This is a genomic window from Nonomuraea sp. NPDC049486, assembly GCF_040676925.1.
In the GTDB taxonomy this organism is placed as follows: domain Bacteria; phylum Actinomycetota; class Actinomycetes; order Streptosporangiales; family Streptosporangiaceae; genus Nonomuraea; species Nonomuraea ferruginea.
Genome location: NZ_JBFAPV010000001.1, coordinates 1 through 21,299, shown reverse-complemented (window position 1 = coordinate 21,299; position 21,299 = coordinate 1). Strand labels below are relative to the sequence as shown.

Below are 21,299 nucleotides of genomic sequence, written 5' to 3'. Positions count from 1 at the left end.
CCGTGCCACCTCCGCGAATGGTCTGCGGTGCTACCCCAGGAAAGGACGGATCGCGTCCATGGCTCGCTGGGTGACCTCCTCGACCGGGCCCGTGGCGTCCACGCCGACCAGGATGCCTTCGTCGGCGTAGAAGTTGATCAGCGGAGCGGTCTGCTCCTGATAGACCTCCAGGCGGTGCCTGACGGTCTCCTCTTTGTCGTCGTCACGCTGGAACAGCGTGCCACCGCAGGCATCGCACAAGTCGTCCTGCTTGTCGTCGAACTCCACATGCCAGATGCGCCCGCACTGGCTGCACGTGCGCCGGCCCGCCAGCCGCCTGACCACCTCGTCGTCGTCGACCACGAGCTCCAGCACCAGGTCGAGACCCTGGCCCCAGTCGGCGAGCATCTTCTTGAGAATCTCGGCCTGGGGCACGTTGCGCGGAAAGCCGTCGAGCAGGAACCCGTCCTGCGCGTCGTCCTCCGAGAGGCGGTCACGGACCATGGCGATGGTGACCTCGTCAGGCACCAGGTCGCCACGATCCATGTAGGTTTTGGCGAGTTTGCCGAGCTCCGTGCCCCCGGAGACGTTGGCACGGAAGATGTCACCTGTCGAAATCTTCGGGATGGACAGGTTAGATGCGATGAACTGGGCCTGAGTCCCTTTACCCGCTCCAGGGGGCCCGACTAGAACGAGACGCACTACCGCAGGAAGCCTTCGTAATTACGCTGCTGCAGCTGGCTCTCGATTTGCTTGACCGTGTCCAGACCGACACCAACCATGATCAGAATGGTCGCACCTCCGAACGGGAAGTTCTGGCTCGCTCCGGACACCGCGAGCGCGAAGATCGGGATCATGGAGATCAGACCCAGATAGAGCGCACCGGGGGTGGTCAGACGGTTGAGCACGAAGTTGAGGTACTCGGCCGTAGGCCTCCCCGGACGGATGCCCGGAATGAACCCACCGTACTTCTTCATGTTGTCGGCCACTTCAGTGGGGTTGAAGGTGATGGACACGTAGAAGTAGGTGAAGAACACGATCAGGAGGAAGAACGTCACCATGTAGATCGGCGTGTCGCCGGTGGCGAGGTTCTGCGAGATCCACTGCACGACCGTGTTGGGCTCCTCCGCGTTCGCGAACAGCGAGACGACCAGCTGCGGCAGGTAGAGCAGCGAGGACGCGAAGATGAGCGGGATGATGCCGGCCTGGTTGACCTTCAGCGGGATGTAGGTGGACGTGCCGCCGTACATGCGGCGCCCGACCATCCGCTTGGCGTACTGCACCGGGATGCGGCGCTGCGCCTGCTCGACGAAGACGACCGCGGCGACGATGAACACACCGATCACGAGCACGGCCGCGAAGGTGAACTTGTTCGCCTGGAAGATGTTGGCCATCTCCGACGGGAAGATGGCGACGACCGAGGCGAAGATCAGCACGGACATGCCGTTGCCGACACCGCGGTCGGTGATGAGCTCGCCCAGCCACATGATCACAGACGTGCCCGCGGTCATGATGAGGACCATGGTCACGATCTGGAAGACGTTGTCGGGGTTGATGAGGACGTTCGACTGGCAGTTCGGGAACAGCTGACCGGAGCGGGCCAGGGCGATGAAGGCGGTCGACTGCAGGACACCGAGACCGACGGTCAGGTAACGGGTGTACTGAGTGATCTTCGTCTGGCCTGACTGGCCTTCCTTCTTCAGCGCTTCCAGTCGTGGGATCACGACCACCAGCAGCTGCAGGATGATGCTCGCGGTGATGTACGGCATGATGCCGAGAGCGAACACCGAAAGTTTCAGAAGGGCGCCGCCGCTGAACAGCTGCACCATTCCGTAGATGTTTCCGTTGGCGCCTTCACGGGCCTGGTCGAAGCAGGCCGCCAGATTCTGAACGTGAACGCCCGGAGTCGGAAGAACCGAGCCGAGACGGAACAGCGCGATGATGCCCAGGGTGAAGAGCAACTTCTTGCGCAGGTCCGGCGTCCGGAACGCCCGGGTAAACGCGGTCAGCACGGTCCCTCCTGCGCGCCTATAAGGCGATGTGAGTATGCGATGGAGCGGGGGTCTGCCATCTGAGTCTCAGGTCAATCGAGCAGGACAGAATCCTGCCGTCTCGCGAACTCTAACGCACTACGCGCGTGGGGGCCCATTGTCAGAGCCCCCACGCCTCGTAATTGCTCTTACAGCTCGGTCACGGAGCCACCGGCAGCGGCGATCTTCTCCTTCGCGGTGTTCGAGAAGGCATGCGCCTGCACGTTCACCGCGACCGAGATCTCCCCGGTGCCCAGCACCTTGACCGGCTGGTTCTTGCGGACAGCGCCCTTGGCCACCAGCGCCTCGACGGTGACGTCGCCACCCTCGGGGAACAGCTCACCGAGCTTGTCCAGGTTGACGACCTGGTAGGTCGTCTTGAACAGGGCGTTGGAGAAGCCCTTGAGCTTCGGCAGACGCCTCTGCAGCGGCACCTGACCACCCTCGAAACCGAGGGGGACGGTCGTGCGGGCGCGACTGCCCTTGGTGCCGCGACCGGCGGTCTTGCCCTTCGACGCCTCGCCGCGGCCCTTGCGGGTCTTCGGCTTGTTGGCACCGGGAGCAGGACGCAGGTCGTGAATCTTGAGCGGAGCCTTGTCAGTCATGACTAGTCGACCTCTTCCACCTCGACGAGGTGCGTCACCACGGAGACCATGCCGCGAATCTCGGGCCTGTCCTCCTTGACGACGACGTCGCCGATCCGCTTCAGGCCAAGCGAACGCAGCGAGTCACGCTGGTTCTGCTTGCCACCGATCTTCGAGCGAACCTGAGTGATCTTCAGGCGTGCCACGACTAGCTCACCGCCTTCGCTGCCGCGGCCTCGGCGATACCCTCGCGCTGGGCCTTGAGCATGCGAGCCGGAGCCACGTCCTCGATCGGCAGGCCACGACGGGCGGCGATCTCCTCGGGCCGGGAAAGGCCCTTCAGAGCCGCCACGGTGGCGTGCACGATGTTGATCGGGTTGTCGGAGCCGAGCGACTTCGACAGCACGTCGTGGATGCCGGCGCACTCCAGGACCGCGCGCACCGGGCCACCGGCGATGACGCCGGTACCGGCGGACGCCGGCCGCAGGAAGACGACACCGGCCGCCTCCTCGCCCTGCACCGTGTGCGGGATCGTGCCCTGGATCCGAGGCACCTTGAAGAAGTGCTTCTTCGCCTCCTCGACGCCCTTGGCGATGGCGGCCGGGACTTCCTTGGCCTTGCCATAGCCGACGCCGACCATGCCGTTGCCGTCGCCGACGACGACGAGGGCGGTGAAGCTGAAGCGACGACCACCCTTCACGACCTTGGCCACTCGGTTGATCTTCACTACGCGCTCGATGTACGAGACGCCCTTGTCGGCGGCGCCGCCGCGGCGGTCGTCACGACGGTCCCGCCGCTCGCCACCGGTGCCGCCACCGCGACGCGGAGCTGCAGCCATCAGTGGTTCCTCTTCTCAGTTGCCATCAGAACTCGAGCCCGCCTTCGCGAGCGCTGTCCGCCAGAGCCGCGATGCGGCCGGCGTAGCGGTTGCCACCGCGGTCGAACACGACAGCGGTGATCCCGGCTTCCTTGGCCCGCTGAGCGAGGAGCTCGCCGACCTTCTTCGCCTTCTCGGTCTTGTCCGCCTCCAGCGCACGCAGCGAGGGGTCCATGGTGGACGCGCTCACCAGCGTGTGCCCGACGGTGTCGTCCACGATCTGGACGAACATGTGGCGGGTCGAGCGGTTGACGACCAGGCGCGGACGCTGGGTCGTACCGACGACCTGCTTGCGGACGCGGCGGTGACGGCGGGCCCGCGAGACGGTGCGGGCAGCCGTGTGCTTGCCGAACGCAGTCTTCGGAGCCATGCCTACTTACCAGCCTTTCCGACCTTGCGGCGGATCTGTTCGCCCTGGTAGCGCACGCCCTTGCCCTTGTACGGGTCGGGCTTGCGCAGCTTGCGGATGTTGGCGGCGACCTCGCCGACCTTCTGCTTGTCGATGCCGTCCACGTGGAACAGGGTCGGCTTCTCGACGCGGAAGGTGACGCCCTGGGGGGCGTCCACGATGACCGGGTGGCTGAAGCCCAGCGAGAACTCCAGCTGCGTCGGGCCCTTGGCCTGGACGCGGTAACCGACGCCGACGATCTCCAGGGACTTGGAGTAGCCCTGCGTGACGCCCTGCACCATGTTGGCGATCAGCGTCCGCGACAGCCCGTGCAGAGCGCGGACCTTGTTCTCGTCGTTGGGACGGGAGACCTGGATGGCGCCGTCGTCGTCGCGGCCCACCTTGATGGGCTCCGCGACCGTGTGAGTGAGCGTGCCCTTCGGGCCCTTGACCTGGACATCCTGGCCGTCGATCGTGATGTCTACGCCACTGGGCACAGGGATGGGCAGCCGTCCGATACGTGACATGCTGTGTTCCTCCCCTCTACCAGACGTAGGCGAGGACTTCCCCGCCCACACCACGCTTGCCGGCCTGCTTGTCGGTCATGAGACCGTGGGACGTCGAGATGATCGCGACGCCCAGTCCGCCCAGGACTCGAGGCAGGTTGTCCTTCTTCGCATAGACCCGCAGGCCAGGCTTGGAAACCCGGCGCAGGCCCGCCAGCGAACGCTCACGGCTCGGCCCGAACTTGAGCTCCACCACGAGGTTCTTGCCGACCTTGGCGTCTTCGACGCTCCAGGCCTGGATGTAGCCCTCCTGCTGGAGGATCTCGGCGATGTGCGCCTTGATCTTCGAGTACGGCATCGACACGCTGTCGTGGTAAGCCGAGTTCGCATTACGCAGACGTGTGAGCATGTCTGCGATCGGGTCGGTCATCGTCATGGCCAGTGGCCTTCCTCGCCGCGGTTTCCAGTCGGCCGAGTGTCAGTGGAGTGCACTGCTCTGCCGGTGGACCTTCGGCGTGGTCATGGGAACTCTCGGCGAGAGCTCCCGATTTTGATGTTTACAGATATGTGCGGCGGGCGGTCGCCCGAAGGGGGCGACTCACGCGCCGCCCCCCAAGGGTAACTACCAGCTGGACTTGGTGATGCCAGGCAGCTCGCCCCGGTGGGCCATCTCACGGAAGCACACGCGGCACAGGCCGAACTTCCGGTAGACGGCGCGCGGACGCCCGCAGCGCGAGCAGCGGGTGTAGGCGCGCACCTGGAACTTCGGCTTGCGCCCTGCCTTGGCGATCAGCGACTTCTTCGCCATCTGGATCAGGCCTCCTTGAAGGGGAAGCCGAGAAGCTTGAGCAGCGCCCGGCCCTGGTCGTCGTTCTTCGCGGTGGTCACGACCGTGATGTCCATGCCCCTGGGCCGGTCGACCTTGTCCTGGTCGACCTCGTGGAACATGACCTGCTCGGTCAGGCCGAACGTGTAGTTGCCGTTGCCGTCGAACTGCTTCGGCGACAGGCCGCGGAAGTCCCTGATGCGCGGCAGCGCCAGCGACAGCAGCCGGTCGAGGAACTCCCACATGCGGTCACCGCGGAGAGTGACGTGCGCGCCGATCGGCATGCCCTCGCGCAGCTTGAACTGGGCGATGGACTTGCGGGCCCGGACGACGGCCGGCTTCTGGCCGGTGATCACGGTCAGGTCGCGGACGGCGCCCTCGATCAGCTTCGAGTCGCGGGCCGCCTCGCCGACACCCATGTTGACCTTGATCTTCACCAGGCCGGGGATCTGCATGACGTTCTCGATGCCGAACTCCTCGCGAAGCTTGGCCGCGATCTCCTCGCGGTACTTCGTCTTGAGGCGCGGCGTCGGGCGCTCGGTCTCGGTGGTCGTAGCAGTCATCAGCTGTCCTCACCCGTCTCGTCGGCCTGCTCGGCCTTCTTGTCGGCGGGCTTGTCCTTCGGGCTGTCGTCCTTGAGCTTCTTCACGTTGCTCACGTGGATGGGAGCCTCCATGGTCTGCACGCCGCCAGACTTGGCGCCACGCGGACCCTGGTTGGTCTCCTTGGTGTGCTTCTTGATCATGTTGACGCCCTCGACCACCACACGGTCCTCGCGCGGGAGCGTGGCGATGATCCGGCCCTTGGCGCCCTTGTCCTTGCCGGCGATGACGGCGACGAGGTCACCCTTCTTCACATGCAGCTTCGGCATTACAGCACCTCCGGAGCGAGCGAGATGATGCGCATGAACTTCTTGTCGCGCAGCTCACGGCCGACCGGGCCGAAGATACGGGTGCCACGAGGGTCGCCGCTGTCCTTGATGATGACGGCGGCGTTCTCGTCGAAGCGGATGTAGGAGCCGTCGGGCCGGCGGCGCTCCTTGGCGGTGCGGACGATGACGGCCCTGACGACATCGCCCTTCTTGACGCCCGTGCTGCCCGGGAGGGCGTCCTTGACAGTGGCGACGATGACGTCGCCGATACCGGCGTAGCGTCGGCCCGAGCCGCCGAGCACACGGATGCAGAGAATCTCCTTGGCACCCGTGTTGTCGGCGACCTTGAGCCGCGACTCCTGCTGGATCACGTTGACTCCTGTTAGTCGCGCCGGTTCTCGGACGGAGGCAAGCCCCCGCCCGAGCCTGGCGGAACCCGATATGGTCTTGGTCCCCCGGCCACGAACCCGCAGGGCCGCGCCCCGGACCCCCTGAACCCTCAGGTTCAGAAGCCCGGAGCAGCCGCTCCTGGGGCCGCACCGCAGGCGACGCGAGGCCTGACGGCCTCGCGTCCTTGGACGCCGTCATGGGGAGTGACCCCCACGAGGCGCGGTATATCCGAGAAAACCTACTTGGCCTTCTCGAGGATCTCCACGACCCTCCACCGCTTGGTGGCGGAGAGGGGGCGGGTCTCCATCAGAAGCACACGGTCGCCCACGCCGCAGGCGTTGGACTCGTCGTGCGCCTTGTACTTGGTCGTACGGCGGATGACCTTGCCGTACAGGCGGTGCTTGACCCGGTCCTCGACGGCGACGACGACGGTCTTGTCCATCTTGTCGCTGACGACCAGGCCCTCACGGACCTTACGGAAGTTGCGGTCGCGCTCGGCGTCCGTCTCGGTGGTGCCGGTGGTCTCGGTCTCAGCCATCGCTCGTCTCCTTCTCGACCGTGACGATGCCCAGCTCGCGCTCGCGCATCACGGTGTAGATACGGGCGATCTCGCGGCGGACGGCACGCAGCCGCCCGTGGCTCTCCAACTGACCGGTCGCCGCCTGGAAGCGGAGGTTGAACAGTTCCTCCTTCGCCTCCTTCAGCTTCTGGACCAGGGTGTCCTGGTCCTCCACACGCAGCTCTCCGGCGGTCAGGCCCTTAGCCATCACGCCTCACCCACTTCACGCTTAACAATCTTGCACTTCATCGGCAGCTTGTGGATCGCGCGCTGAAGCGCCTCACGCGCGACCGTCTCGCCCACGCCGGACAGCTCGAACATCACGCGTCCGGGCTTGACGTTGGCGATCCACCACTCCGGCGAACCCTTACCGGAACCCATGCGGGTCTCGGCAGGCTTCTTGGTGAGGGGACGGTCGGGGTAGATGTTGATCCACACCTTCCCACCACGGCGGATGTGACGGGTCATGGCGATACGAGCGGACTCGATCTGGCGGTTGGTCACGTAAGAGTGCTCAATCGCCTGAATGCCGTACTCGCCGAACACGACCCTGGTGCCGCCCTTGGCGGCTCCGCTGCGGTCAGGCCGGTGCTGCTTGCGGTGCTTGACCCTGCGCGGGATCAGCATGGTCAGCTCCCTTCAGCACCCGGCTGCGCGGCCGGGCCGGTCTCGGGGGCAGCCTGCGCGGCCGCCTCAGTCCTGGGGGCGCGGTCGCCACGGCCACCGCGACGGGCACCACCGGAACGACGCGGACGGTCGCCGCCGCCCCTGCGGTCGTCCCGCTCGCGGCGCTGACCGGCGCGGGCGCCGGCAGCGGCGGCCTCACGCTCGGCGCGACTGGTCGCCGCCTCGCCCTTGTAGATCCACACCTTCACGCCGATCCGGCCGAAGGTGGTACGGGCCTCGTAGAAGCCGTAGTCGATGTCCGCGCGGAGCGTGTGCAGCGGCACCCGGCCCTCGCGGTAGAACTCCGACCTCGACATCTCAGCACCGCCGAGACGGCCCGAGCACTGCACCCGGATGCCCTTGGCGCCGCTCTTCATCGCCGACTGCATGGCCTTGCGCATGGCACGACGGAACGAGACGCGGCTGGACAGCTGCTCGGCCACGCCCTGCGCGACGAGCTGGGCGTCGGTCTCGGGGTTCTTCACCTCGAGGATGTTGAGCTGGACCTGCTTCTTGGTCAGCTTCTCCAGGTCGCCGCGGATGCGGTCGGCCTCCGCGCCGCGGCGGCCGATGACGATGCCCGGACGCGCGGTGTGGATGTCGACCTGGACGCGGTCGGTCGTACGCTCGATCTCCACCTTGGAGATGCCGGCCCGCTCCATGCCCTTCTGCAGCATGCGACGGATCGCCACGTCCTCGGCCACGTACGACTTGTAAAGCTTGTCGGCGTACCACCGGCTCTTGAAGTCGGTCGTGATGCCGAGGCGGAACCCGTGCGGGTTAACCTTCTGGCCCACTATCGGGTCCTTCCCTTCGGCTCGCGGGACTCCACGATCACGGTGATGTGGCTCGTCCGCTTGTTGATCCGATAGGCACGACCCTGAGCACGCGGACGGAACCGCTTCAGCGTCGGGCCCTCGTCGACCCACGCGCGGCTGACGACCAGCGTCTGAGGGTCGAGATCGAAATTGTGCTCCGCGTTCGCCACCGCGCTCGAGAGCACCTTGTAGATCGGCTCGCTCGCCGACTGGGGAGCGAACTGCAGCACGGCCTGCGCCTCCGAAGCGGGCAGCCCGCGAATAAGGTCCACCACGCGGCGGGCCTTCTGGGGCGTGACGCGGACGAACCGCGCCTGAGCCCTGGCTTCCATCGCTTACTCCTCTGACTTCTGAAGGCTGTCTATCGCCGGCTGCGGCGGTCTTCCTTGACGTGGCTGCGGAAGGTCCGCGTCGGGGCGAACTCTCCGAGCTTGTGGCCGATCATCGACTCGGTGACGAACACCGGGACGTGCTTGCGGCCGTCGTGCACGGCGATCGTGTGCCCGAGCATGTCGGGAACGATCATGGAGCGCCGCGACCACGTCTTGATGACGTTCTTGGTGCCCTTCTCGTTCTGCGCGTCCACCTTCTTCTGAAGGTGATCGTCGACGAAGGGACCCTTCTTAAGGCTACGTGGCATTCTGGCTGCTCCTACCGCTTCTTCTTGCTACGCCGGCGAATGATCAGGCGGTCGCTGGCCTTGTTGGGCTGGCGGGTGCGGCCCTCGGGCTTGCCCTTGGGGTTCACCGGGTGGCGACCACCGGAGGTCTTGCCCTCACCACCACCGTGCGGGTGGTCGACGGGGTTCATGGCGACACCGCGGACGGTCGGGCGCTTGCCCTTCCACCGCATGCGGCCGGCCTTGCCCCAGTTGATGTTGGCCTGCTCGGCGTTGCCGACCTGACCCACCGTCGCGCGGCAGCGCACGTCGACCATGCGCATCTCGCCCGAGGGCATACGCAGCGTGGCGTACTGGCCCTCCTTGGCGAGCAGCTGGATCTGCGCGCCGGCGGAGCGGCCGAGCTTGGCGCCGCCGCCCGGACGGAGCTCCACCGCGTGGATGAAAGTACCCGTCGGGATGTTGCGCAGCGGCAGGCAGTTGCCCGGCTTGATGTCGGCCCCGGGGCCGTTCTCGATGCGGTCGCCCTGCTTGAGGCCGGTCGGCGCGATGATGTAGCGCTTCTCGCCGTCGGCGTAGTGCAGCAGCGCGATATTGGCGGTGCGGTTGGGGTCGTACTCGATGTGAGCGACCTTGGCCGGAATGCCGTCCTTGTCATGCCTGCGGAAGTCGATGATCCGGTAGGCGCGCTTGTGACCGCCGCCCTGGTGGCGAGCGGTGACCCGGCCGTGTACGTTACGGCCGCCCTTACCGTGAAGGGGTGCAAGCAGCGACTTCTCGGGCGTGCTGCGGGTGATCTCGGAAAAGTCCGAGACACTCGCCCCGCGGCGACCCGGAGTCGTCGGCTTGTACTTACGGATGCCCATCTTTTTCGTTCATCCTTCGTCGGAATCCAGCTCCAGAGAACTGGATCTCTTGTGTCACCGCCGGTTCCCGCCCGCGGCCCCGAACCTCGAAGCCGCGGGTCTCGAACCGGCGATACGTGCAGAGCACCCCACCCGCGTCGCCGACGGCGACCCCGGGGGGATCGCGGGGAGCAGCGCCCCCCGCGGGTCAGCCGATCTGACCGAAGATGTCGATCCGATCGCCCTCGGCCAAGCTCACGATCGCGCGCTTGGTGTCGGGACGCTTACCGAAACCGGTGCGGGTCCGCTTGCGCTTGCCCTGCCGGTTGATCGTGTTCACCCCGGTGACCTTGACCCCGAAGATCTTCTCCACCGCGATCTTGATCTGCGTCTTGTTCGCGGTGTTCCTCACCAGGAACGTGTACTTGTTGTTCTCGTCGATCAGGCCGTAGCTCTTCTCGGAGACCACCGGCTTGATGATGACGTCGCGCGGGTCGGAGACCCGCTCCATGGTCGTCTTACGGGCGACCGGCTGACCGGTGTTGTCCATCAGGCGTCTTCCTTCTCAGTGCGAGCGCCCTCCGACAGCCGGGCCACGACCTGGTCGTACGCCTCCTGCGTGAAGACCACGGCGTCGTTGCAGAGCACGTCGTAGGTGTTGAGCTGCCCGGAGTCCAGCAGGTGGACCTCCGGCGCGTTGCGCAGGCTCAGCCAGGTCATCTCGTCGTCCTCGTCGACCACGACGAGCACGGACCTGGCCTCGGTGATGGCGCGCAGCGCCTGCAGGGCCGCCTTGGTCTTCGGCGTCTCGCCGTCGACCAGGCTGCTCACCACGTGGACGCGGCCCGCGGCCGCCCTGTCGGACAGGGCACCACGCAGCGCGGCGGCCTTCATCTTCTTGGGCGTCCGCTGCGAGTAGTCGCGCGGCACCGGACCGTGGACGACGCCACCGCCGGTGAACTGCGGCGCACGGGTCGAGCCCTGACGGGCGCGGCCGGTGCCCTTCTGCCGGTACGGCTTCTTGCCGCCACCGCGAACCTCGCCGCGGCTCTTGGCCTTGTGAGTGCCCTGCCGGCGCGCCGCCTGCTGGGCCACCACGACCTGGTGGATCAGCGGGATGTTGACCTTCGCGCCGAAGATCTCGTCAGGCAACTCGACGGAGCCGGTCTTGGCGCCGCTCGCGTCGAGCACGTCGATGCTGGTCACTTCGCGGCCCCCTTCTTGGCAGCGGTGCGGACGAGGACCAGGCTGCCGTTGGCGCCCGGAATCGCACCCTTGATCAGGATGAGACCCTTCTCGGCGTCCACGGCGTGAACCTTGAGGCTCTGCACAGTCGTGCGGACGTTACCCATCCGCCCCGCCATGCGCAGGCCCTTGAATACACGGCCCGGGGTGGCGCAGCCACCGATGGAACCCGGCGAACGGTGCTTGCGCTGCGTACCGTGCGACGCGCCCAGACCACCGAAGCCGTGACGCTTCATCACACCGGCGAAGCCCTTGCCCTTGCTCTTGCCCGTCACGTCGACGAACTGGCCGGCTTCGAAGGTGTCGGCCAGCAGCTCCTGGCCGAGGGTGTAGTCGCTCGCGTCGTCGGTGCGGATCTCCGCGAAGTAACGGCGCGGGGTGATGTCGTGCTTACGCAGGTAGTCGCCGAGCGGCTTGTTGACCTTCCGCGGGTCGACCTGCCCGTAACCGAGCTGGATGGCGGAGTAGCCGTCCTTCTCGGCGCTGCGGACGCGGGTCACCACGCACGGACCGGCCTCGACCACGGTCACCGGAACCAGCCGGTTGTCCGTGTCGAAGACCTGGGTCATGCCGAGCTTCTTGCCCAGGACGCCCTTGATCGTCTTAGCCATGTCAGTGCGTTCCCTCAGAGCTTGATCGAAATGTCGACGCCCGCGGGGAGGTCGAGCCGCATGAGCGAGTCGACGGTCTTGGGCGTCGGGTCGATGATGTCAATCAACCGCTTGTGCGTACGCATCTCGAAGTGCTCGCGGCTGTCCTTGTACTTGTGCGGCGAGCGGATGACGCAGTACACGTTCTTCTCGGTCGGCAGCGGCACCGGGCCCGCGACCTTCGCGCCAGTCCGCGTCACCGTCTCGACGATCTTCTTGGCCGAAACGTCGATGACCTCGTGGTCATAGGCCTTAAGCCGGATGCGGATCTTCTGTCCCGCCATAGTGGCCTCGGTGTCCTTCGCTGTCGTCAGAAAAAGTATCGTGCGGCTTGTGCCGCTGTTCAGTGCGTGGCCCCACGAGCAGACGCGTGTGATCTGCCTTTTCTTCCGTGATCCGGCAGTTACTTCGGTCGTTGCCCCGAAGCCACTGCTGAATCACGGCTTTCCCGTGGTGCCCGGGCCGGGCCGCCTCGCGGCCGCCCGCCCCGTTCGTGGTGTGGCGGCCGGCCCCTCCAGGAGGCCGGCCGCCGCCCCGCGGTCGTGCTACTTGATGATCTTCACGACCCGGCCGGCGCCGACGGTGCGGCCACCCTCACGGATCGCGAACTTCAGGCCTTCCTCCATGGCGATGGGCTGGATCAGCTCAACGCGCATTTCGGTGTTGTCGCCCGGCATGACCATCTCGGTGCCCTCGGGGAGGTTCACCACACCGGTCACGTCAGTCGTACGGAAGTAGAACTGCGGGCGGTAGTTGTTGAAGAACGGCGTGTGGCGGCCGCCCTCGTCCTTGGACAGGATGTAGACCTGGCCGGTGAACTCGGTGTGCGGGGTGGTCGTGCCCGGCTTGATGATGCACTGGCCGCGCTCGACGTCGTCGCGCTTGATGCCGCGGAGCAGCAGCGCGGCGTTGTCACCGGCGTGGCCCTCGTCGAGCATCTTGTTGAACATCTCGATGCTGGTGACGGTGGTGGTCGTCTTCTCCGGCTTGATGCCGATGATGTCGACCTGCTCGTTGACCTTGACGATGCCGCGCTCGATACGACCGGTGACGACGGTACCGCGACCGGTGATCGAGAAGACGTCCTCGACCGGCATGAGGAACGGCTTCTCCGTCTCACGCGGGGGCTCGGGGACGTTCTCGTCGACGGCGTTCATCAGCTCGACGATGCTGTCGGCCCACTTCTCGTCGCCCTCAAGAGCCTTGAGCGCGGAGACGCGGATGACGGGCAGGTCGTCGCCGGGGAACTCCTGAGCGGACAGGAGCTCGCGCACCTCGAGCTCGACGAGCTCCAGGATCTCCTCGTCGTCCACCATGTCGGACTTGTTGAGGGCCACGACGATGTAGGGGACGCCGACCTGGCGGGCCAGGAGGACGTGCTCCTTCGTCTGCGGCATCGGGCCGTCGGTGGCGGCGACCACGAGGATGGCGCCGTCCATCTGAGCGGCACCGGTGATCATGTTCTTCACGTAGTCCGCGTGACCGGGGCAGTCGACGTGCGCGTAGTGGCGCTTCTCGGTCTGGTACTCGACGTGCGAGATCGAGATCGTGATGCCGCGGGCCTTCTCCTCCGGCGCCTTGTCGATCTTGTCGAACGGCGTCGCGGCGTTCAGCTCGGGGAAACGGTCGTGGAGCACCTTGGTGATCGCCGCGGTCAGTGTGGTCTTACCGTGGTCGATATGCCCAATGGTGCCGATGTTCATGTGCGGCTTTGTCCGCTCGAACTTGGCCTTGCCCACTGGTTCTCTCCTTGAGAATCTGACTGACTTTCGTCTGCACACTCGGGCCCGGGTGTTCCCGAACCCCTAGGCGGCGGGACGGCTCGCACCGTCCCGCCAGGGACCGGGAACTATTCGCCCCGGGCCTTCGCGACGATCTCCTTGGCGATGCCCGGGGGCACCTCCGAGTAGGAGTCGAACTGCATGCTGTAGCTCGCCCGCCCCTGCGTCTTGCTACGCAGGTCACCCACGTAGCCGAACATCTCAGACAGCGGCACGAGCGCCTTGACGACGCGGGCGCCGGCCCGCTCGTCCATCGCCTGGATCTGCCCCCGGCGACCGTTGAGGTCACCGATGACGTCACCCATGTAGTCCTCGGGCGTGGTGACCTCGACGGCCATCATCGGCTCGAGGAGCACGGCATCAGCCTTGCGCGCGGCCTCCTTGAAGGCCATCGAGCCGGCGATCTTGAACGCCATCTCCGAGGAGTCGACGTCGTGCGCGGCACCGTCCTGGAGCGTCACCTTCACGCCCACCATCGGGTAGCCGGCCAGCACGCCGAACTCGGCGGCCTCCTGGGCGCCCGCGTCGACCGACGGGATGTACTCCCGCGGCACGCGACCACCCGTGACCTTGTTCTCGAACTCGTAACCGTCGTTGCCCTCGCCCAGCGGCTCCAGGTCGATGATGACCCGCGCGAACTGACCGGAACCACCGGTCTGCTTCTTGTGGGTGTAGTCGACCTTCTCCACCTTGCGGCGGATGGTCTCGCGGTAGGCGACCTGCGGACGGCCGACGTTCGCCTCGACCTTGAACTCGCGGCGCATCCGGTCGACCAGGATCTCGAGGTGGAGCTCGCCCATCCCCCAGATGACGGTCTGGCCGGTCTCCTCGTCACGGCGGACCTGGAAGGACGGGTCCTCCTCGGCCAGCCGCTGGATCGCGGTCGACAGCTTCTCCTGGTCGCCCTTGGTCTTGGGCTCGATCGCGACGTTGATGACCGGAGCCGGGAACGTCATCGACTCGAGCACGACCTGCTTGACCGGGTCGGACAGGGTGTCGCCGGTGGTGGTGTCCTTCAGGCCCATCACCGCGACGATCTGCCCGGCGATCGCCGACGAGCGCTCCTCGCGCTTGTTGGCGTGCATCTGGTAGATCTTGCCGATCCGCTCCTTCTTGCCCTTCACAGAGTTGACGACCTGTGAACCGGCCTCGAGCGTGCCCGAGTAGATGCGGATGTAGGTGATCTTCCCCAGGTGCGGGTCGCTGGCGATCTTGAACGCCAGAGCCGAGAACGGCTCCTTCGGGTCGGCGTGACGCTCGACCGCGGTGCTCTCGTCGCCGACCGCGTGGCCCTTGATGGCGGGGATGTCGGTCGGCGCCGGCAGGTAGGCGACGATCGCGTCGAGCAGGGGCTGCACGCCCTTGTTCTTGAACGCGGTGCCGCACAGCACCGGGTTGACGGCGCCCGACAGCGTGGCGCGGCGCAGCGCCGCCACCAGCTGCTCCTCGGTGGGCTCGGTGCCCTCGAGGTAGAGCTCCATCAGCTCGTCGTCGTTCTCCGCGACGGTCTCGACCAGCTTGTCGCGCCACTCACGAGCGGCCTCGGCGTGGTCGGCCGGGATGTCGACGGTGTCGTACATCTCGCCCTTGGCCGCCTCGGCGCTCCAGATGAGGCCCTTCATCCTGATGATGTCGATGACGCCCTTGAAGTCGGCCTCGACGCCCCACGGAAGCTGGACGACGGCCGGCGTCGCGGCCAGCCGGGTGATCATCATGTCGACGCAGCGGTGGAACTCCGCGCCGACGCGGTCCATCTTGTTCACGAAACAGATGCGGGGGACGTTGTAGCCGTCTGCCTGACGCCACACCGTCTCCGACTGGGGCTCGACACCCGCGACACCGTCGAAAACGGCCACGGCGCCGTCGAGGACACGCAGCGAACGCTCCACCTCGATGGTGAAGTCGACGTGGCCCGGGGTGTCGATGATGTTGATCGTGTGACCGTCCCAGCTACAGGTGGTCGCGGCGGACGTGATCGTGATGCCGCGCTCCTGCTCCTGCTCCATCCAGTCCATCGTCGCCGAGCCCTCGTGGGTCTCGCCGATCTTGTAGTTGATGCCGGTGTAGAACAGGATGCGCTCGGTCGTGGTGGTCTTGCCCGCGTCGATATGGGCCATGATCCCGATGTTGCGGACCTTGGCCAGGTCAAGTGCGGTCGTGGTGGCCACTTTCTTCGCGTCCTCGTCGTCTCGTCGAACCCGCCGGGGTTACCAGCGGTAGTGGGCGAAGGCCTTGTTGGACTCGGCCATCTTGTGGGTGTCCTCGCGCTTCTTCACGCTCGCCCCGAGACCGTTGCTGGCATCGAGGAGCTCGTTCATCAGGCGCTCGGTCATGGTCTTCTCGCGGCGGGCCCGGGAGTACTGCACCAGCCAGCGCAGCGCCAGGGTGGTGCTGCGCGCGGCGCGCACCTCGACCGGCACCTGGTAGGTCGCGCCACCGACGCGGCGGCTGCGAACCTCGAGGGTGGGCTTGACGTTGTCGAGCGCACGCTTGAGGGTGACGACCGGGTCGTTGCCCGTCTTGTCCCTGCAGCCCTCAAGGGCGCCGTAGACGATCGACTGCGCGATGGAGCGCTTGCCGTCAAGAAGCACCTTGTTGATCAGGGCGGTGACCAGCGGGGAGCTGTAAACCGGGTCAGCCATGAGCTGACGGCGGCCAGGAGAACCCTTGCGAGGCATAGTTAGCTCTTCTCCTTCTTCGCGCCGTAGCGGCTACGGGCCTGCTTGCGGTTGCGGACACCCTGGGTGTCGAGCGAACCACGGATGATCTTGTAGCGAACACCCGGCAGGTCCTTCACACGACCGCCACGCACGAGCACGATGGAGTGCTCCTGCAGGTTGTGGCCCACACCGGGGATGTAGGCCGTGACCTCGATGCCGTTGGTGAGCCGCACACGGGCCACCTTGCGCAGGGCCGAGTTGGGCTTCTTCGGGGTCGTGGTGTAAACGCGCTGGCACACACCGCGCCGCTGCGGACTCCCCTTGAGGGCAGGAGTCTTGGTCTTGGAGACCTTGTCCTGCCGGCCCTTGCGGACCAACTGCTGAATAGTGGGCACTGCCACTCCGTTTCGTGCCTGGCCGGTGTTACGTCAGTTGTGCAATTCGCAGGTGCTGCCGGTGTCATGACCTGCGAATTGTCCTTGCCTCCACGCCCCCGCGCTCGGGCGTGTCGCGCTGTTCGCACCGACACATCCACGAGGACTACGAGCTAGGAAGCCGACCTGCGCTGCCATTGAAGAGCGCACGATCGAGAGCCCGCAAACTACGGGCACGATGGTCCAGGTTACCAGGACCTCGCGACACGTCAAAACGCCGCGACTAGGCTCGGAAGCCTTGTCGCTCCGGGTGTCGCGCGGTCCATCCCACCAGAGGCCCGGCTACTGCTCGCGCCTCATGATATAGCGAGATCTGGTCTGCTGCCGACCATACCAAGAACATCCCCCGACGGGCAGATGACGACTTCGCGCTCCCCCGTACGCGCGACCCTCCGTGCGGGGGAAGAGGGCGGGAACGAGCGAGCGCCCGGGCCCTCCTTCGAGGGGCCCGGGCGCTCGCCTGTGGCTCGTTACCGGTTGTACTGACCGAAGTCGTACTCCTCCAGCGGCACTGCCTCGCCGCTGCCGGTGCCGAACGTGTAGTCGGCCGCGGAGCCGTCGTAGCCGCCCACGGTGTACATGGCGGCCTTGGCCTCCTCGGTCGGCTCGACCCGGATGTTGCGGTACTGGGGCATGCCCGTGCCGGCCGGGATGAGCTTACCGATGATGACGTTCTCCTTCAGGCCCAGGAGCGAGTCGGACTTGGCGTGGATCGCCGCGTCCGTCAGGACCCTGGTGGTCTCCTGGAAGGAGGCCGCCGACAGCCAGGACTCGGTGGCCAGCGACGCCTTGGTGATGCCCATGAGCACCGGGCGTCCGGCCGCCGGGCCGCCGCCCTCGGCGACGGTCTCGCGGTTGATGAGCTCGAACCGCGGCCGCTCGACGAGCTCTCCGGGCAGCAGGTCGGTGTCACCGGACTCGAGCACGTTCACGCGCTTGAGCATCTGCCGCACGATGATCTCGATGTGCTTGTCGTGGATCGACACACCCTGCGAGCGGTAGACCTGCTGGACCTCCGCCACCAGGTGCAGCTGCACGGCCCGCGGGCCGAGGATGCGCAGCACCTCGTTGGGGTTGACCGCACCGGCCACCAGCTGCTGGCCGACCTTGACGCGCTCGCCCTCGGAGACCAGCAGACGCGACCGCATCGACACCGGGTAGGCGATCTCCTCGGAGCCGTCGTCCGGGACGATGACGACCTTGCGCGCCTTGTCGGTCTCGTCGATGCGGACCCGGCCCTCCGCCTCGGAGATCGGGGCGACACCCTTGGGGATGCGCGCCTCGAACAGCTCCTGGACTCGGGGCAGACCGTGGGTGATGTCGGCGCCCGCCACACCACCGGTGTGGAAGGTACGCATCGTCAGCTGCGTGCCGGGCTCACCGATCGACTGGGCGGCGATGATGCCGACCGCCTCGCCGACGTCCACGAGCTTGCCGGTCGCCAGCGAGCGGCCGTAGCAGGTGGCGCAGACACCGATCTTCGCCTCGCAGACGAGCGCGCTGCGGGTGCGGACGGTCTCGACGCCGGCCTCGACCAGCTTGGTGACGTGGATGTCGTTGATGTCGACACCCGCCGCCACGACGACCTTGCCGTCGACCTCGACGTCCTCGGCCAGGATGCGGCCGTGCACGTTGGACTCGGCGTTCTCGGCCTTGACCAGGTTGCCCGAGATGTCGCGCTCGCCGACGGCCAGCGGGACAGCACGGTCGGTGCCGCAGTCGATCTCGCGGACGATGACGTCCTGCGCCACGTCCACCAGACGCCGGGTGAGGTAACCCGAGTCGGCGGTGCGCAGCGCGGTGTCGGCCAGACCCTTCCGCTGTCCGTGGGTGGAGATGAAGTACTCCAGCACCGACAGGCCCTCGCGGAACGAGGCCTTGATCGGCCGCGGGATCGTCTCACCCTTGGTGTTGGACACCAGGCCGCGGATGCCGGCGATCTGACGCACCTGCATCTTGTTACCGCGGGCGCCGGAGTTGACCATCATCCAGACCGGGTTGGTCGCCGGGAAGGCGTTGACCATGTCGGTCTCGACGTCGGCCGTGGCGTGGGTCCAGATCTCGATGAGCTCCTGGCGGCGCTCCTCGTCGGTGATCAGACCGCGCTCGTACTCACGCTGCACCTTGTCGGCGCGGCGCTCGTAGTTCTCCATGATGTCGGTCTTGTTGGGCGGCGCGACGACGTCCTCGATCGAGATCGTGACGCCGGAGCGGGTCGCCCAGCGGAAGCCGGCGTCCTTGAGCGCGTCGAGCGAGTTGGCGACCTCGATCTTCGGGTAGGTCTCGGCCAGCTCGTTGACGATCGTGGACAGCTGCTTCTTGCCGACCTGGAAGTTGACGAACGGGTAGCTCATCGGCAGCGTCTGGTTGAACAGGCAGCGGCCGAACGTCGTCTCCAGACGGATCGGGTCGCCCTGCTCCCAGCCCTCGGGCGCGACCCAGTCACGCGGCGGCAGGACATCCTTGAGCCTGATCTGAATCTTGGCCTGGATGTCGAGCTCGCTGCGGTCGAAAGCCATCTGCGCCTCGGCGACGGAGCCGAACACGCGGCCCTCGCCCAGCGCGCCCTCCTTCATGGTGGTCAGCCAGTAGAGGCCGATGACCATGTCCTGGGTGGGCATCGTCACGGGCTTGCCGTCGGCCGGCTTGAGGATGTTGTTGGTCGAGAGCATCAGGATGCGTGCCTCGGCCTGGGCCTCAGCCGACAGCGGCAGGTGCACGGCCATCTGGTCGCCGTCGAAGTCCGCGTTGAACGCGGTGCAGACGAGCGGGTGGATCTGGATGGCCTTGCCCTCCACGAGCTGCGGCTCGAACGCCTGGATGCCCAGACGGTGGAGCGTGGGCGCGCGGTTGAGCAGCACCGGGTGCTCGGTGATGACCTCTTCGAGCACGTCCCACACGACCGGGCGGGCGCGCTCGACCATCCGCTTGGCGGACTTGATGTTCTGGGCGTGGTTGAGGTCGACCAGCCGCTTCATCACGAACGGCTTGAACAGCTCCAGCGCCATCTGCTTGGGCAGGCCGCACTGGTGGAGCTTGAGCTGCGGGCCGACGACGATGACCGAACGGCCGGAGTAGTCGACGCGCTTGCCCAGGAGGTTCTGGCGGAACCGACCCTGCTTGCCCTTCAGCATGTCGCTGAGGGACTTGAGTGGCCGGTTGCCGGGACCGGTGACCGGGCGGCCGCGACGGCCGTTGTCGAACAGCGCGTCGACGGCCTCCTGCAGCATCCGCTTCTCGTTGTTCACGATGATCTCGGGCGCGCCGAGGTCGAGAAGCCGCTTGAGGCGGTTGTTGCGGTTGATGACCCGGCGGTACAGGTCGTTCAGGTCGGAGGTCGCGAACCGGCCACCGTCGAGCTGCACCATCGGGCGCAGGTCCGGCGGGATGACCGGGATGCAGTCGAGGACCATGCCGCGCGGCGAGTTGGTGGTGTTGAGGAACGCCGACACCACCTTGAGCCGCTTGAGCGCACGGGCCTTCTTCTGGCCCTTGCCGCTGCGGATGGTCTCGCGCAGGTTCTCGGCCTCGGCGTCGAGGTCGAAGCTGACGAGCCGGTCCTGGATGGCCTGCGCGCCCATGCCGCCCTTGAAGTAGCGGCCGAAGCGGTCGCGCATCTCGCGGTAGAGCAGCTCGTCGCCCTCGAGGTCCTGGACCTTGAGGTTCTTGAAGCGGCTCCAGACCTCCTCCAGCCGGTCCAGCTCACGCTGGGCCCGGTCACGGAGCTGGCGCATCTCGCGCTCGGCGCCCTCACGGACCTTGCGGCGCTGGTCGCCCTTGGCGCCGGCGGCCTCCAGCTCGGCCAGGTCGCCTTCGAGCTTCTTCTGCCTGGCCTCGATGTCGGCGTCTCGCCGCTGCTCGATGTGCTGCCGCTCGACGGAGATCTTCGCCTCCAGCGAGGGCAGGTCACGCTCACGCATCTCGGTGTCGACCTGCGTGATCATGTAGGCCGCGAAGTAGATGACCTTCTCCAGGTCCTTCGGGGCCAGGTCGAGCAGGTAGCCGAGGCGCGAGGGAACGCCCTTGAAGTACCAGATGTGCGTGACCGGAGCGGCCAGCTCGATGTGGCCCATCCGCTCACGGCGCACCTTGGCACGGGTCACCTCGACGCCGCAGCGCTCACAGATGATGCCCTTGAACCGGACGCGCTTGTACTTACCGCAGTAGCACTCCCAGTCGCGGGTCGGGCCGAAGATCTTCTCGCAGAAGAGCCCGTCCTTTTCCGGCTTGAGGGTCCGGTAGTTGATGGTCTCGGGCTTCTTGACCTCGCCGTGCGACCACTGACGGATGTCGTCGGCCGTCGCCAGCCCGATCCGAAGCTCGTCGAAGAAGTTGACGTCTAGCATTTTGTGCGATCTCCCCCTCAGACTTCTTCCACGCTGCTCGGCTCACGCCGGGACAGGTCGATGCCGAGCTCCTCCGCGGCGCGGAAGACGTCCTCGTCGGTGTCGCGCATCTCGATGGACATGCCGTCGCTGGAGAGCACCTCGACGTTGAGGCAGAGCGACTGCATCTCCTTGATCAGCACCTTGAAGGACTCCGGGATGCCGGGCTCGGGGATGTTCTCGCCC

General features: G+C 66.5%; 29 protein-coding genes. All 29 read right to left on the bottom strand.

The annotated features are described in order from the left end of the window. Window positions 1–30 precede the first annotated feature (30 nt). Entirely contained in the window at window positions 31–681 is a 651-nt protein-coding gene (locus AB0K05_RS00145) for an adenylate kinase (protein ID WP_148036793.1), read from the bottom strand. After that, complete coding sequence (gene secY, locus AB0K05_RS00140; RefSeq protein ID WP_148036792.1) at window positions 681–1,991, bottom strand: preprotein translocase subunit SecY; 1,311 nt, start codon at window positions 1,989–1,991, stop codon at window positions 681–683. Before secY ends, AB0K05_RS00145 begins: the two co-directional genes overlap by 1 nt. 167 nt (window positions 1,992–2,158) lie before the next feature. Then, window positions 2,159–2,614, bottom strand: a complete 456-nt coding sequence (gene rplO / locus AB0K05_RS00135; protein WP_148036791.1) for a 50S ribosomal protein L15 — start codon at window positions 2,612–2,614, stop codon at window positions 2,159–2,161. Between the two features lie 2 nt (window positions 2,615–2,616). Continuing rightward, the gene (gene rpmD / locus AB0K05_RS00130; RefSeq protein WP_080043226.1) at window positions 2,617–2,799 is read right to left on the bottom strand and encodes a 50S ribosomal protein L30; all 183 of its coding nucleotides are present in this window, start codon (window positions 2,797–2,799) and stop codon (window positions 2,617–2,619) included. Between the two features lie 2 nt (window positions 2,800–2,801). Beyond that, window positions 2,802–3,431, bottom strand: coding sequence for a 30S ribosomal protein S5 (gene rpsE, locus AB0K05_RS00125; protein WP_132509678.1), 630 nt, complete (start codon window positions 3,429–3,431; stop codon window positions 2,802–2,804). 25 nt (window positions 3,432–3,456) lie between these two features. After that, on the bottom strand, window positions 3,457–3,840 hold the full coding sequence (rplR, locus tag AB0K05_RS00120) for a 50S ribosomal protein L18 (RefSeq protein ID WP_148036790.1): 384 nt from the start codon (window positions 3,838–3,840) through the stop codon (window positions 3,457–3,459). A 2-nt stretch (window positions 3,841–3,842) separates the two neighbouring features. Then, on the bottom strand, window positions 3,843–4,385 hold the full coding sequence (gene rplF, locus AB0K05_RS00115) for a 50S ribosomal protein L6 (protein WP_148036789.1): 543 nt from the start codon (window positions 4,383–4,385) through the stop codon (window positions 3,843–3,845). Window positions 4,386–4,401: 16 nt separating this feature from the next. Next, complete coding sequence (rpsH, locus tag AB0K05_RS00110) at window positions 4,402–4,800, bottom strand: 30S ribosomal protein S8 (RefSeq protein ID WP_148036788.1); 399 nt, start codon at window positions 4,798–4,800, stop codon at window positions 4,402–4,404. 186 nt (window positions 4,801–4,986) lie between these two features. After that, the gene (locus AB0K05_RS00105; protein WP_132337023.1) at window positions 4,987–5,172 is read right to left on the bottom strand and encodes a type Z 30S ribosomal protein S14; all 186 of its coding nucleotides are present in this window, start codon (window positions 5,170–5,172) and stop codon (window positions 4,987–4,989) included. A 5-nt stretch (window positions 5,173–5,177) separates the two neighbouring features. Further along, entirely contained in the window at window positions 5,178–5,753 is a 576-nt protein-coding gene (rplE, locus tag AB0K05_RS00100) for a 50S ribosomal protein L5 (protein WP_148036787.1), read from the bottom strand. Beyond that, on the bottom strand, window positions 5,753–6,052 hold the full coding sequence (gene rplX, locus AB0K05_RS00095; RefSeq protein ID WP_219545196.1) for a 50S ribosomal protein L24: 300 nt from the start codon (window positions 6,050–6,052) through the stop codon (window positions 5,753–5,755). The genes rplE and rplX overlap by 1 nt, the downstream gene beginning before the upstream one ends. Window positions 6,053–6,060: 8 nt before the next feature. Further along, window positions 6,061–6,432 (bottom strand): 50S ribosomal protein L14, encoded by a 372-nt coding sequence (gene rplN, locus AB0K05_RS00090; RefSeq protein ID WP_148036785.1) that lies wholly within the window; start codon window positions 6,430–6,432, stop codon window positions 6,061–6,063. A 257-nt stretch (window positions 6,433–6,689) separates the two neighbouring features. Then, on the bottom strand, window positions 6,690–6,989 hold the full coding sequence (gene rpsQ, locus AB0K05_RS00085) for a 30S ribosomal protein S17 (RefSeq protein ID WP_148036784.1): 300 nt from the start codon (window positions 6,987–6,989) through the stop codon (window positions 6,690–6,692). Beyond that, on the bottom strand, window positions 6,982–7,218 hold the full coding sequence (gene rpmC, locus AB0K05_RS00080; RefSeq protein WP_080047279.1) for a 50S ribosomal protein L29: 237 nt from the start codon (window positions 7,216–7,218) through the stop codon (window positions 6,982–6,984). Before rpmC ends, rpsQ begins: the two co-directional genes overlap by 8 nt. Then, entirely contained in the window at window positions 7,218–7,637 is a 420-nt protein-coding gene (rplP, locus tag AB0K05_RS00075; protein WP_148036783.1) for a 50S ribosomal protein L16, read from the bottom strand. Before rplP ends, rpmC begins: the two co-directional genes overlap by 1 nt. 2 nt (window positions 7,638–7,639) lie before the next feature. Beyond that, window positions 7,640–8,473, bottom strand: a complete 834-nt coding sequence (rpsC, locus tag AB0K05_RS00070) for a 30S ribosomal protein S3 (RefSeq protein ID WP_148036782.1) — start codon at window positions 8,471–8,473, stop codon at window positions 7,640–7,642. After that, window positions 8,473–8,826 (bottom strand): 50S ribosomal protein L22, encoded by a 354-nt coding sequence (rplV, locus tag AB0K05_RS00065; protein WP_148036781.1) that lies wholly within the window; start codon window positions 8,824–8,826, stop codon window positions 8,473–8,475. Before rplV ends, rpsC begins: the two co-directional genes overlap by 1 nt. A 29-nt stretch (window positions 8,827–8,855) precedes the next feature. Next, on the bottom strand, window positions 8,856–9,134 hold the full coding sequence (gene rpsS, locus AB0K05_RS00060) for a 30S ribosomal protein S19 (RefSeq protein WP_030451498.1): 279 nt from the start codon (window positions 9,132–9,134) through the stop codon (window positions 8,856–8,858). Window positions 9,135–9,145: 11 nt separating this feature from the next. Then, entirely contained in the window at window positions 9,146–9,979 is an 834-nt protein-coding gene (rplB, locus tag AB0K05_RS00055; RefSeq protein WP_148036780.1) for a 50S ribosomal protein L2, read from the bottom strand. 187 nt (window positions 9,980–10,166) lie between these two features. Further along, on the bottom strand, window positions 10,167–10,469 hold the full coding sequence (gene rplW / locus AB0K05_RS00050; RefSeq protein WP_148037290.1) for a 50S ribosomal protein L23: 303 nt from the start codon (window positions 10,467–10,469) through the stop codon (window positions 10,167–10,169). Between the two features lie 38 nt (window positions 10,470–10,507). After that, window positions 10,508–11,164 carry a 50S ribosomal protein L4 gene (rplD, locus tag AB0K05_RS00045; RefSeq protein ID WP_148036779.1) on the bottom strand — a complete coding sequence of 219 codons (657 nt, stop codon included), beginning with the start codon at window positions 11,162–11,164 and terminating at the stop codon, window positions 10,508–10,510. Further along, window positions 11,161–11,814, bottom strand: a complete 654-nt coding sequence (rplC, locus tag AB0K05_RS00040) for a 50S ribosomal protein L3 (protein ID WP_148036778.1) — start codon at window positions 11,812–11,814, stop codon at window positions 11,161–11,163. The genes rplD and rplC overlap by 4 nt, the downstream gene beginning before the upstream one ends. 14 nt (window positions 11,815–11,828) lie before the next feature. Next, complete coding sequence (rpsJ, locus tag AB0K05_RS00035) at window positions 11,829–12,137, bottom strand: 30S ribosomal protein S10 (RefSeq protein ID WP_030912931.1); 309 nt, start codon at window positions 12,135–12,137, stop codon at window positions 11,829–11,831. Window positions 12,138–12,398: 261 nt separating this feature from the next. Then, window positions 12,399–13,592 carry an elongation factor Tu gene (gene tuf, locus AB0K05_RS00030; protein WP_219545096.1) on the bottom strand — a complete coding sequence of 398 codons (1,194 nt, stop codon included), beginning with the start codon at window positions 13,590–13,592 and terminating at the stop codon, window positions 12,399–12,401. A 110-nt stretch (window positions 13,593–13,702) separates the two neighbouring features. Continuing rightward, window positions 13,703–15,802 (bottom strand): elongation factor G, encoded by a 2,100-nt coding sequence (gene fusA / locus AB0K05_RS00025; protein ID WP_148036776.1) that lies wholly within the window; start codon window positions 15,800–15,802, stop codon window positions 13,703–13,705. Window positions 15,803–15,841: 39 nt separating this feature from the next. Continuing rightward, window positions 15,842–16,312 (bottom strand): 30S ribosomal protein S7, encoded by a 471-nt coding sequence (gene rpsG, locus AB0K05_RS00020; RefSeq protein ID WP_055505082.1) that lies wholly within the window; start codon window positions 16,310–16,312, stop codon window positions 15,842–15,844. A gap of 2 nt (window positions 16,313–16,314) precedes the next feature. Beyond that, window positions 16,315–16,689, bottom strand: a complete 375-nt coding sequence (rpsL, locus tag AB0K05_RS00015) for a 30S ribosomal protein S12 (protein WP_020542315.1) — start codon at window positions 16,687–16,689, stop codon at window positions 16,315–16,317. 509 nt (window positions 16,690–17,198) lie between these two features. Beyond that, window positions 17,199–21,074 carry a DNA-directed RNA polymerase subunit beta' gene (locus AB0K05_RS00010; RefSeq protein ID WP_271274679.1) on the bottom strand — a complete coding sequence of 1,292 codons (3,876 nt, stop codon included), beginning with the start codon at window positions 21,072–21,074 and terminating at the stop codon, window positions 17,199–17,201. A gap of 17 nt (window positions 21,075–21,091) precedes the next feature. Continuing rightward, window positions 21,092–21,299 (bottom strand): hypothetical protein (locus AB0K05_RS00005; RefSeq protein ID WP_364225122.1); only part of this gene is annotated, 208 nt, incomplete at its 5' end.

Coding starts and splice junctions, on each gene's coding strand:
- rpsJ (WP_030912931.1), bottom strand. CDS start 12,137: ATGGCGGGACAGAAGATCCGCATCCGGCTTAAGGCCTATGACCACGAG.
- rplO (WP_148036791.1), bottom strand. CDS start 2,614: ATGACTGACAAGGCTCCGCTCAAGATTCACGACCTGCGTCCTGCTCCC.
- AB0K05_RS00105 (WP_132337023.1), bottom strand. CDS start 5,172: ATGGCGAAGAAGTCGCTGATCGCCAAGGCAGGGCGCAAGCCGAAGTTC.
- rplF (WP_148036789.1), bottom strand. CDS start 4,385: ATGTCACGTATCGGACGGCTGCCCATCCCTGTGCCCAGTGGCGTAGAC.
- rplE (WP_148036787.1), bottom strand. CDS start 5,753: ATGACTGCTACGACCACCGAGACCGAGCGCCCGACGCCGCGCCTCAAG.
- rplV (WP_148036781.1), bottom strand. CDS start 8,826: ATGGAAGCCAGGGCTCAGGCGCGGTTCGTCCGCGTCACGCCCCAGAAG.
- rpsH (WP_148036788.1), bottom strand. CDS start 4,800: ATGACGATGACCGACCCGATCGCAGACATGCTCACACGTCTGCGTAAT.
- rplW (WP_148037290.1), bottom strand. CDS start 10,469: ATGGAGCGGGTCTCCGACCCGCGCGACGTCATCATCAAGCCGGTGGTC.
- rpsS (WP_030451498.1), bottom strand. CDS start 9,134: ATGCCACGTAGCCTTAAGAAGGGTCCCTTCGTCGACGATCACCTTCAG.
- rpmC (WP_080047279.1), bottom strand. CDS start 7,218: ATGGCTAAGGGCCTGACCGCCGGAGAGCTGCGTGTGGAGGACCAGGAC.
- rplR (WP_148036790.1), bottom strand. CDS start 3,840: ATGGCTCCGAAGACTGCGTTCGGCAAGCACACGGCTGCCCGCACCGTC.
- rpsE (WP_132509678.1), bottom strand. CDS start 3,431: ATGGCTGCAGCTCCGCGTCGCGGTGGCGGCACCGGTGGCGAGCGGCGG.
- rplC (WP_148036778.1), bottom strand. CDS start 11,814: ATGGCTAAGACGATCAAGGGCGTCCTGGGCAAGAAGCTCGGCATGACC.
- AB0K05_RS00010 (WP_271274679.1), bottom strand. CDS start 21,074: ATGCTAGACGTCAACTTCTTCGACGAGCTTCGGATCGGGCTGGCGACG.
- rplP (WP_148036783.1), bottom strand. CDS start 7,637: ATGCTGATCCCGCGCAGGGTCAAGCACCGCAAGCAGCACCGGCCTGAC.
- rpsG (WP_055505082.1), bottom strand. CDS start 16,312: ATGCCTCGCAAGGGTTCTCCTGGCCGCCGTCAGCTCATGGCTGACCCG.
- rplB (WP_148036780.1), bottom strand. CDS start 9,979: ATGGGCATCCGTAAGTACAAGCCGACGACTCCGGGTCGCCGCGGGGCG.
- rpsQ (WP_148036784.1), bottom strand. CDS start 6,989: ATGGCTGAGACCGAGACCACCGGCACCACCGAGACGGACGCCGAGCGC.